We start from the raw sequence: 12,002 nt of genomic DNA on the forward strand, positions 1-12,002 counted from the left end.
CACTGATAGTGGTTTGAGTTGTTAATCCGTCAGGTATGTTAAAGGTATCGTCTTTCACTACTAAAGGAGTTACTCCTAAATGAATAGTAGAAGTACCTGTTTTTGTGTTACCAAAAGTGTCTTTGGCTACAAAGGTAACTGTAATAATACCGCCTGGTACTGTACAAAGGTCAGCAGGAGTATTATAGTTATTTGTAATAGTTGCTATTGCACCACAAGTATCGGTGGCGGTAGCTGTACCGAGCCAATTGCTGATAGCCGTAGTAGCCGTAGTTGAGTTGCACACTATATTTAAAGGAGTAGGAGCTGTGAAAGTAGGAGCAGTAGTATCGTCTACTGTTAAGGTAACGGTTACTATACCGCTAGTACAGCCCGCAGTGCTAAGAGCGCGTACATAAGCCGTTTGGGTAGTGCGAGTGGTTACGTGAGTATTGATAACAGGTGCCGTAGTGCTTGAAACAGTAGCTGTAGGGGCAGTGTACCAAAGCAAGGTAGTACCCGTAGGGGCAGTTACATAATTAGCAAACGACACAACATTACTAGTTGCTGTTGGGCAAAGAGTTTTACTACCGGTAATAAGGGTAGGTAAAGCTACAGAAGGCAATTTGGTAAGCGTTGCTTCTTGAGAAGTAGCTGTAACCACGATGCCTTGTGCAAACTGGTAACTATACACTACTCTATATTTATAGTTAGTAGTTCCAGCTATTGTTAAAGAGGCAGTTCCTCCACTTGCGATAGATCCCGTAGAAGCAGGGATATCTGTCCAATTAGTTCCGTTATCAGACTTTTGTTGCCATTTGTACTGAATATTACCTGTAGCATCTTTCAATTGAGCTTTAGAGGTGAAAGTAGCCATCTTATCAGCACAAATAGTTTGGCTTTGCGGTTGTGTAGTGATACTAATAGTCTCGGCAGGAGTAATAGAAGCAGGACAAAGTTCTACTAATACCCCTGAAGAGTTAGTACCATTGATATCTTCTACTATTAATTGAGTAAAAGGAGTATTAGAGGTTACGCGCACCACCACATCGGTTATAATACGATCCTGTGAAGTGACTATTCCATTACTTAAAGTAGCTCCTGCTTGTCCTTTCCCTTCGGCACAGTCGTACACTTTAGTAAAATTAGGTGTACCATTGTTAGTTGAAAGTCTTACTTTATCATTCACAGTTGAAGGACTACCCATTACCATTAGCCATATTTCAGCATTAGTAATAGGTTTGCTGAAAGTATAAATCACTTTAGGACTAAAGGTAGGGTTTGTATGTATAATCGTATAATCGTCATAAGTAGAACCACTACAATAAGTGCTAATATCTCCTGAATAAACCTTAGGAGTACCTGAATAACTACGTGTTACTGTAACTCCATTCATTAAGTTGTTAGCAGCTTGACCATTTACAGGTACTTTAGGAAATTGCGACAAAGGTTTTGTTGTACAATCGGCTAAAGAAGTTGTTACTTTAGCTTTTTTATCGGTATAAGAATATTCACAAACACCTAATTTTACTTTGCTTACATTGATTTCGGTAGCTTGAGTAGTGACAGTTGTTACCGTGTATTTTCCAGTGCTATTGAGGGTAGCTGTTTGTGTAGTACCTCCAGTAATTACATAAGTAATTTGAGCATTAGGCGTACCTGTGATTGTAAAGGTTACAGTAGTACTTGTACCTTGTCTAAACACAAGAGGTGTAGCTGTAACTGAGGTTACTTCAGCCACAGGATTTATAGTAACAGTTTGTGTATGGTTATAGATATCTTGTTCTTGAGTAATTAAGATATCGTCAATAGCAAAGTCATTACCACTTGTTTGATCTGTAAGATTTGTAAAACGCACTTGGAGGCTTGTTGCATTTCCAGGTGTAAAAGTATGAGTAAAACGCTTCCAATCTTTAGTATTATCGTGTCCTCGCACTCCTCCTGAAGCTTTAGTAGCAGCGTTTATAACATTTCCTGAAGTTTTATCAACAAAAGAAACTTGTATATTGGGGTAGTATATAGAATTATCTCCCGAATTATGTTTATTAAGATTATAGACATAATATTCTATAGTTACTTTTTTGTTAGCAGTTACTTGTATATCTTGTAAATAGAAGTATTTATTAGCGTTTTTTCCATAATTAAACGCAAGATAACGTCCATTAGAATCTGAACCATTAGAGGTGTGGTCTGAAGGGGTTTCCCAATTCCAAGAACTTCTTTTTACTAAGTTATTTTTATTAGCTATTTGGTAATTACCTTCAGCTGGAATATCAGAGGGGTAGCCTTCTCCTCCCAGTCTTCCTACAAAAGGTGCTGGTATTACAGAAGTAGGCATTAAGTAAGTACTTCCTGAGCCAAAATCTTCTTTGAAGATGATTTTGTTATCATTTCTTTTAGAAGTTATAGTAATTGTATGTTGTGCACCCAGTGATATATTGTTGAATGCATTTGAACTTTGAGGAGTTCCTCCGTTTAAAGTGTAGGTATAAGTATGTCCTGTAGTAACAGAAGGATTTACTGTGATATTAGCATTTTTAGCTGTACAATTATAAGTAGTAGTTGCGGTAAATGTAATAGGATTAGAGTTTGTTGCTACTGTAATAGGAACAGTTTGAGTAATAGGACAAGTTTTTGAAGGCTGCGTTACCAAAATATTATCTACACACAAGTCATTACCATCACTAGCTATATATATAACAAAAATAAGTTTATTTGAAGCACCAGCATTAGTAGTGACACTCATACGTGTCCAATTATCACGATTCGACAGAATTGGTATAGCTTCGTTATTATCAGAAGCATACATAGGATTATTGTTGTTGAAATCAGCTTCTGAACGATATATTCTCAAAGAAACATTAGGTTCATAGCCTTTAAGAGCTGGTTCATTAGGATTGATAGGATTATATAGATAAACTGAAAATTCAACAGGAAGATTAGGCATTACATTTGCCTCACGTTTGTAAACTGTTTTTGTTTCACCAGGGGATGTTTTGGTAAGATCTACATTATACCACAAATAACGACCATTAGCATCTCCATCTTTATCATTAGGTAGTATCCAACTATGACTATAAGGCCACGTTTTGCTCATCATAATTTGTCTGTTTCCTATCGCATAATAAGAATCTGCTACTGTTGGGGTAGGACGTGTAGATCCATCTGCTGGACGCCTTTGAGGAGAACCATCCATTGGATCAAAATAAATATTCTTATTTACATAAAGACTTTGTACAGACTTAGCCCCTCCATCATATTTACCAAAATCGTCATAGAAGACGACTGATTTAGTAGTAGTAGGAGCAGTATAGGTTACTGAAACATTATGAGTTCCTGAGGTAAGATTCGCAAAATATGGATTAGACTTTGTACTTCCTCCATAAGTGTAACTATACTGATAGGTAGGTTGATTGTTACCTAAGGTAACATTTGCCGTAGTATTATCGCCGTTATAGATCACAGAGGGTGTAAAAGTAGGTGCAGTAGCTTTTGTAGGTACTGTGATAGGTAATGTATAGGTTTTACTACCCTGAGTTACTATAACATTACGAGTACCAGCAGGCACCCAAGCTGTATTACCATTAATATCGCTTGCATCAGGTCCAAAATTATAGGTATAGCCAGTTCCTTCAACAGCTACTTGTATTTGAGCCTTGTTAGAATTAGCTCCTGTACCACAGCCTATTAATTGGGTAATTCCCACTTTGGGAGTACTTTGCGCATTCAGGTGGTTTACAGCAAATAAAAATGCTACCACAAAAATAATCCTATAAGCCATTTTCGCTATTAAATTATTCATCTTCTCTGTAAAAAACATCGTTAGTGATTTATTTTGGGTGCAAAATTAGTAAAGATTTTTTACATCTCTCTACACTAAGACAATAATTAACACAGTTTTAACAAACTTAGAGCTAAAAACAACTGTTTTTAATCCTTTTTAAATCTCTTTTTCTTTACACTTCCTACTCTTTACCTTTCTTTACTTGTGTAAAAAATAACACTGTTATATCTTCTGTTTCTGCTGTAATCTGTTTTCTCTTTCAAAGGGAGGTAGGAGCTATAAGAAACGCACCTGCCGAGAGGAAAAAAGATAGCTTCGCTACAAAGAGTCTCGCACAGATTTCACGGAACACACGGATTTTTTCACAGACAAATTTTAGATGCTATTCATTTTATCCACAGAATTTAGCAACAAGTTGCTTAGATTTCACAGAAGTATACTGTAAAAAGGAATTGTAAATCAGAATTATATATTGAACGGACATTAACTCTTAATTTCGTGTGTTTGCTCTATTTGCTAATTGTTTTGCTTGTTGTGTTACGACTTTTTTGTATCTTTGTCCCCTCATTTCACTGTTAAAACTATGTTTCAAGGAGTACTTCAAAAAATGCTTACCGAATGGGCAGACCCCATACGGTATTACTTGCCAATGGAAGGCGATTTTGTACTGATGAACCAACTCATCGGAAAGGATATAACACTCCAATTTGTGCGCTTTCAGTGTATGAATTGTGGGGAAAATAAGCCTATCTTCCGTCAGGGTTATTGCAAAGAGTGCTTTTTTGAAGTCCCTCAAACTGCTGATTGGGTGATGCACCCCGAACTTAGCAAAGCGCATTTAAACATCGAAGAGCGCGATTTAGGCTATGAGCAACAAATGCAGTTGCAACCACATTATGTGTATCTTGCCAATTCCAGCGACGTAAAAGTGGGGGTAACACGCAAATCACAAGCTCCAACCCGCTGGATCGACCAAGGGGCGCACGAAGCCCTTATACTTGCCGAAGTACCCAATCGCTATTTGGCAGGCATTGCCGAAGTCGCTCTTAAAGCTCATATAGCCGATAAAACTAACTGGCGCAAAATGCTCACCAACCAAATCACTCCCGTAGATTTATTGCGAGTAAAATTAGAGGTGCGCGACTTTGTACCCGACCAAGTACAACCTTACATCACCGAAGATATCACCCCTTTGCACATTCATTTTCCCGTAGAAAAATACCCTACCCAAGTGCGCTCTCTGCAACTGGTGCAGACCCCTACGTACAGTGGTAAACTAATAGGCATCAAAGGGCAATACCTTATTTTTAGCGACAACACCGTCTTTAATGTGCGAGGTAACGAAGGACTGGTGATTAATTTACAAATTAGCTGATTTTTCAATTAATTTTTATACCTTTGCAAAAAAGAATAATTATGTGTGTATTAGTATATCCAAAAGATGAAATCCAAAAAGCAGTGCTAACTTCGTTTTTAGAAGAGAAAAATATAGATTTTGACTATAATATTTCAGATAGTGAGACTTCTAATGAGTATTTGCAAGTGCTTTTGAAACGAGCTAATGAAATTACAGAAAATCCTGAACAAGCAGGAAGAGCTTTTGATGAATTTGATAAAAAAATGAGAGCAAGATATGGATTTTGAGCTAATGATTCATCGTCAAGCCGAAATAGACTTGGAAGAAATTGTAGTTTACTACAATAAAATAAGAGAAAATTTAGGATTTGAAGTATATGAGGAGATTTATAGCTATATACAAGAAATAAAAAGTCGCCCCTTTTCTTTTAGAAAAGAAATAGAACAAGTACGGGTTTGCTTTACCAAAAGATTTCACTTTGGTATTTATTTTCTTATTGTAGAAGAATTGTCAAAAATTTGGATTATAGGAGTTATAAATGCTAAAGAAGACCCTAATAAATTATTGAGAAGACTTACTATTATCAATATTCCCCAAAAATGATTGATATCATAGACTTTGCCAAAGGTTGTAGCACGACGTGCAATTAGAACCTTTGGCAAAGTTTTTTATCTAATAAAAACAAGTGTATTTCCTTCTGAAAACTTTTCTGAAAACGCATATCCATCAGTGTTAAACCCTTTCAAATCTTCTACTGAGCGAATCTCATTTTCTGCCAAAAAGCGTACCATACGACCCCTCGCTTTCTTCGCATAAAAACTAATGACTTTTAGTGTATCTCCTTTATAATCTTTGAAGATAGGTGTAATCACGGGCACTTTTAGCTTTGTGGTATCAATCGCCTTAAAATATTCTTCACTGGCGAGATTGATAAACAATTCTCCTTCTTGCAATTCGTCGTTCAATGCCTGAGTGATTTTGTCTTTCCAAAAAGCATATAGATTTGTAGCCTTCCCTACGGGTAGTTTGATGCTCATTTCCAACCGATAAGGCGCGATAAGGTCTAAGGGTTTAAGCAGTCCGTACAACCCTGAGAGAATACGCAAAGACCTTTGTAACTTATCAATTTGCATTTTAGAGAGAGAATAGGCATCGAGTCCCTCATACACATCGCCATTGTAAGCAAAGAGTGCCGGACGCGCATTTTGTGGGGTAAAGGGCAATGAGAGCTGTTGGTGTCGTTGCCAATTCAGGTCGGCGAGCTTTTGGGAGATATGCATCAGGTTTATGAGTTGCTTTGGAGAGAGTGCTTTAAGGGCAGTGCTTACCTCGCCAATTTCCTTTGGAAAAATAGCCGAAGAGTGTAGGGTAGTAGGTAGGGCTGATGTTTCGTTAATGGTTTTGGCAGGAGAGATTACGATTTTCATAGTGATAAATAATTAACGGGGCAAAGTTACAAAACAATTGACAATTCGCAATTGATAATTGACAATTGAATAGGGGTGAGACATTTGATAGACTTTAAACAAACCTTAAACGGAACTATGATAGTTTTACAGTGGGACTTCAGTGGGACTTCAGTGGGTCTACAGTGGCTCTACAGTGGGTCTACAGTGGCTCTACAATGAAGACCAACCAAAGATTAATGGAATACTAATAGAATTTATAATGTTGTTGCTATGAATTGTTGCTCTGGTTCTGTGGGGTCAGACTTGTCCGAACTAAAATAACTAACTACTATCTTATCATTGTTGTTTGAAAAGAAATGCCTATCTTTGCGCGAATAAACACCCGTGTAACTTGCACTATGAAATACATTATTACCCTTATGGGATTATTTAGTTTTGGAATGACTCACGCTCAGATTCAGCGTGTAGAACCACCTTTTTGGTGGGAAGGAATGCACTACAACCAAGTGCAGGTATTGCTTTATGGCAAAAACATCGCTCAGTACAATGTGGAGAGCGATTTGCCTATTGTAAATATACTGAAAACAGAAAACCCTAACTATCTGTTTGTAACCGTCGATACCAAAGATAAAAAAGCGGGCAACTATACCATTTCGCTATTGCAAAAGAAAAAGAAAGTGGGCAGTGTTCGCTACGAATTAAAAGCACGTCGTGAGGGCTCGGCTTACCGCAAGAGTTTCGACAGTAGCGATGTGGTTTACCTTATTATGCCCGACCGCTTTGCCAATGGTAAACCAGACAATGATTCGCACCCCGCACTTACTGATAAGCTCAACCGCTCGGTTTCCAATGGTCGCCACGGGGGGGACATTCAGGGGATTATCGACCATTTGGATTATATACAATCCTTAGGAGCTACGGCTATATGGAGTACGCCCTTATGTGAGGACAACGAACCACAACATTCTTATCACACTTATGCCCAAACCGATGTGTACAAAATAGACCCGCGTTATGGTACTAATGAAGAGTACCGACAGCTCTCAGAGGCTTTGCACAAGCGCGGTATGAAGCTCATCAAAGATTATGTAACCAATCACTGGGGCAGTCAGCATTGGCTCGTGAAAGACCTGCCTTGCTACGACTGGTTACACCAATTTCCTGGTTATGGACAGAGCTCTTTTAGGATAACTACTCAGATGGACAGCAATGCCTCGGACTGGGACAAAAAGTACTGCGAAAAAGGGTGGTTTGTGCGTTCGATGCCTGACCTGAATCAGGCGAACCCGTTGGTGTTGAACTACCTTACTCAGAACGCAATTTGGTGGATAGAATACGCTGACCTTGACGGTTTGCGCGTGGATACGTACTCGTATAACGAGAAGCAGGGTATTGCCCTATGGACGAAAGCTATTACTGATGAGTACCCTAACTTTAACATTATGGGCGAAGTGTGGTTGAACCAAAGTGCACAGGTATCGTATTGGCAAAAGGACAGTCCGATTAGTGCTATTCAGAGCTACAACACCTATTTGCCTACTGTAATGGATTTTCCGCTGTTTAATGCGGTGGGCGAGGCTTTTCGCGTAACGCCTTCGTGGGACAAGGGGATGGTGCAACTATACGACAATTTTGCGAATGATTTCCTATATAAGAACATCAATAACTTGCTCATTTTTGCTGAAAACCACGACACGCATCGCCTCAATCACGTGTACCCCGAACTCGCTGATTACAAGCTTATCATCAGCTTGATTGCAACGGCACGCGGTATTCCACAAATTTATTACGGCAGTGAAATTGGGATGACAGGCGACAAAGACAAGGGCGATGGCGATATTCGTCAAGACTTCCCTGGAGGCTGGGCGGGCGATACGCAAAACGCTTTCACTGCTTCAGGTCGTACTGCGACCCAACAAGCGTATTACAATTTTACGGCTAAACTATTCAACTGGCGCAAAGATAAAGCTGTGATTCACTATGGGAAAACCACCCAGTATTTGCCTGAAAACGAAGTGTACGTCTATTTTCGTTATGACGAAAAGGAACGCATAATGGTGGTACTCAACCGCAATAAAGAAGCCCAGAAGCTCAATTTAAAGCGATTCGCCGAAAGTTTGGCAGGACATTTGAGGGGCAGAGATATAGTATCAGGGAAAGAACTCACCTTAAAAGACACCTTGGAAATACCGGCTAAAACTGCTATGATCATTGAATTGAATTAGGAGTTAGGTTGTTAGGTGTGAGCAGTCAGATGGAGGCTATCCGAAAAGTTTGAGAGAGATACGCTGAGAGGGGGAACCTATAAAGATACAAAAACTACTTCCCAAACACCCTCTTAAACTTGCCTGTATCTGTTAATTATCAATTGTTAATTAAAATATGACCAAACACTTTTTTATTACTTGCCTATTATCTCTGTTTTGGGGAGCAATGCAAGCCCAGACTGTAGAGAATTATCTTAGGCAAGTTAGCCAACAGCAACATATTGACATTCAGTGGCAGGAGCGTAAAACTTCTCTTGCTACTGAGGGCATTCGTTCTTTTGTGGGCTATCATCAAAGCCGTTGGGTAGCTACGCTATCTGTGAGTAAACAAGGGGTTTCGGGTAGCTTTCAGCGCGACGGAAGGTCGTATGACATTACTGCTAAAAAAGGTCGTTTGGTATTTCAGCAAGCTGAAAAAGGCGAATGTGCCACTCACGATGAGGAGCACAAACACTTTTTAGGAGCAACGGCTCGCCCCGCTCTGTTGGCAGCTGAAGAAGAGGAACAACCCAAAATTGCAAATACCCAAGTGTTGCGTGTTTATCGTTTGGCAGTAACTATTGCTTACAATGTTTTTCAAAGAAAAGATATAATGGGGGGCAAGGTGGAAAATGTAAAAGTGTGGTGGGCAGATTTGGAAAACTACCTCAATGAGGCTTATGAGCGCGATTTAGGTATACATTTGGAAATAATTAACGATGAGCGTTTGATATGCAAAACACCTGAAGAAGAGCGCTTTGACCCAACTAAAAAGTCGGGAGCTTTGAGATACGAGAACAATCTGTTTCTCAAAGAAATACTTGGCGAAAAGAATTTCGAGGTAGGCATATGTATTTCGTATTTTGATTCACCTGGCATCAAAGGCGAGGCTCAAACGGAGGGTGCCTATACTGAGTTTAAAGCTGAGGCAGTGGCTCGCCCTACTAAGGATGTGATAGCTCACGAAGTAGGTCATCTGTTTGGAGGTAAACATACCTACAGTGCTCCTCTGACCGATGGTAATAAGACGGAATATGGCGTAGGGCAATCTATTATGAGTATGGGTACTCCTCGCGATTTCTTCTCGCTATCGTCTGTGCAACGTATCAGAAAACTCTTAACTACTACGCCTTACTACAAGGATAGAGCGCACACTCAGGTAGTTGGCAACGCGTCATTCCCTAATATTCCTTATGGTATCCTACTTAATACACAACCTCCAATGATTGAGAAGGCTAAAATAAAAGCTGAATATATAATCCCAGAAGACACTTTCTTTCAGTTCTATATTCCTGCTACTGATGCCGATAGCGAGCAGTTGCTCTATGTTGCTAATCAACACGACGAGCGTATAGGGCGTGATGAAACTTCGATTACTCAATATCTCACCTACAAAGCCACTACAGCCAACCCTGTGGTTTTCAAAAAAGAGTACAGCGAAAGAACAGGAGAGATGTTAGCCAATAGTTGGGACGACTCTGCAAGAGGGGGCGTAAGACACCAAATAGGTACTTTTAACTTTTGGCTGGCGGTAAGCGATGCTGAGCCTCAGAATCACTACGGCTATATCACTCAATACGATTTGGTGGCTACCAAAGTAACAATAAAGAAAGGTACCCCCTTCAAAATTACAACTACCCCTAAGAAGAAATACAAAGGAGGCGCTCAACTCACCCTTACTTGGGGCGTAGATAACTCAATTTTTAAAGATACCAAAGTGCGTATTCTACTCTCCGATGATTTAGGCAAGACGTTTAAACATATGGTAGTAGCAGAGACCGATAACAACGGCAGTAAAGAAATTACTTTGCCTAATATTAGCACTACCCAAGCTGTCTTAAAAGTAGAAGTAATCGATGGTTTAGCCTTCGACCTTACTAACTACAATCCTAAGAATGGAGGATTTACTATTGAAAAGAACACTGCACTGCCTGAACCGCTCCGTTGGGCATCGCTCCCTAATCATTTTATGCTTTCGTGTGAGCAATCTATTCCAGCGTTAATGCTTCCTACTGTTACAGGCGGTTGTTCTCCTACAGTCTCACTTCAAAAAGAAGAACGCATTAAGGGCAATTGCGACTATACATATACACTTAAACGCATTTTCACGGCTACCGATACTTGTAACCAAATGCTTACTTATACGCAAACTATTAGCGTAATAGATAGAACTCCTCCTACTTTTGCAGGCGCTTTGCCCCAAAATATAAGTATTAAAGAAGGTGAAACAACTCCTACCCAAGTAACACTTACGGCTACTGACAATCGTGGCACAACTACTGTTACGCCTTCTTATAAAGAAATAAAAGATACAAAAGGTAAACTTACTAGGCTTATCTATATGTGGGAAGCTAAAGATGCTTGTGGTAATACCACTACTCACCAGCAAACCATTACTTTTGTACCCAAAAGTACCCCTATACCTCTCACTTGGGCAACACTTCCTAACGATGTGACTGTTGATTGCGCTAAGTCCATTCCTGCGGTAGTAACCCCTACTGCTCAGGGCGGTTGTGGGGCGGTAGTCATCACGCGTATTGATAAAGAACTAAACAAACGCTGTCCTAACAACTTTACCTTAGAGCGCACTTTCACTGCTACCGATGGTTGTACAACCCTTACCCATACTCAGCGCATTACCGTAGCCGATACCACTCCTCCTACTTTTGTAGGAACTTTGCCTCAAGACCTTACTATTGAGGAGGGAATGCCTATTCCCCTACAGAAAAGTATCTCTGCTGAAGACTCTTGCGCTGGCACACCTACTGTAACAATGCCCTCAAAAGAAGAATATTTGACCAATGGCAAACTCTCTAAGGTAGTCTACACTTGGATCGCACGCGATGTCTGTGGCAATGAGCGCATACACAAACAAGCGATTACCATCACTCCTAAAGTGAACAAACCTGGTCATATAGATACCCGTCCTGATGAAGTTGAGATTTACAATGCTGTTTCTACTGAAAATGGTTCTAATAACTATTTTAGAATAGAAAATGCTGATGATTATAACCCTATTACCCTCCTTATTTTTGACGAAATGGGATTGAAGGTCTATGAAAGTAATAACTATCAGCAAAACGGCGAGTATTTCAGAGGTTACCCTAATGCAAAAGGCGTGGTAGGTAATAAACGCTTGGCAGGAACTTATTTTTATGTACTTACTTACTATTTCAAAGGAGAACAACGAACCAAAAAAGGGTTTTTATACGTAAGATAGATACTAC

Annotated in this window: 7 protein-coding genes; 5 read left to right on the plus strand and 2 right to left on the minus strand. The window is 39.7% G+C overall.

Annotated elements, in window-relative coordinates; genetic code table 11:
* Positions 1–3,781, minus strand: a 3,781-nt coding sequence (locus RCZ04_RS11635) for a hypothetical protein (RefSeq protein ID WP_460486210.1), incomplete at its 3' end; no start/stop codon positions are given.
* A gap of 565 nt (positions 3,782–4,346) precedes the next feature.
* Here RCZ04_RS11635 and RCZ04_RS11640 point away from each other — a divergent pair.
* Genes RCZ04_RS11640 through RCZ04_RS11650 form a run of 3 tightly spaced genes read left to right on the plus strand, consistent with a single transcriptional unit; the run spans position 4,347 to position 5,723 of the window.
* Entirely contained in the window at positions 4,347–5,138 is a 792-nt protein-coding gene (locus tag RCZ04_RS11640; RefSeq protein ID WP_460486211.1) for a DUF2797 domain-containing protein, read from the plus strand.
* 41 nt (positions 5,139–5,179) lie between these two features.
* A complete protein-coding gene (locus RCZ04_RS11645; RefSeq protein WP_460486212.1) occupies positions 5,180–5,407 on the plus strand; it encodes a hypothetical protein in 228 nt (75 codons plus the stop codon).
* Positions 5,397–5,723 (plus strand): plasmid stabilization protein, encoded by a 327-nt coding sequence (locus tag RCZ04_RS11650; RefSeq protein WP_088593838.1) that lies wholly within the window; start codon positions 5,397–5,399, stop codon positions 5,721–5,723. The genes RCZ04_RS11645 and RCZ04_RS11650 overlap by 11 nt, the downstream gene beginning before the upstream one ends.
* A 65-nt stretch (positions 5,724–5,788) precedes the next feature.
* Here RCZ04_RS11650 and yaaA read toward each other — a convergent pair whose 3' ends face one another.
* On the minus strand, positions 5,789–6,547 hold the full coding sequence (gene yaaA / locus RCZ04_RS11655; RefSeq protein WP_460486213.1) for a YaaA family protein: 759 nt from the start codon (positions 6,545–6,547) through the stop codon (positions 5,789–5,791).
* A 338-nt stretch (positions 6,548–6,885) separates the two neighbouring features.
* Here yaaA and RCZ04_RS11660 point away from each other — a divergent pair, with 338 nt between their 5' ends.
* The gene (locus RCZ04_RS11660) at positions 6,886–8,754 is read left to right on the plus strand and encodes a glycoside hydrolase family 13 protein (protein WP_460486214.1); all 1,869 of its coding nucleotides are present in this window, start codon (positions 6,886–6,888) and stop codon (positions 8,752–8,754) included.
* A 157-nt stretch (positions 8,755–8,911) separates the two neighbouring features.
* Complete coding sequence (locus RCZ04_RS11665; RefSeq protein WP_460486215.1) at positions 8,912–11,995, plus strand: reprolysin-like metallopeptidase; 3,084 nt, start codon at positions 8,912–8,914, stop codon at positions 11,993–11,995.
* The last annotated feature ends 7 nt before the right edge of the window (positions 11,996–12,002 follow it).

Source organism: Capnocytophaga sp. HP1101 (assembly GCF_054772415.1).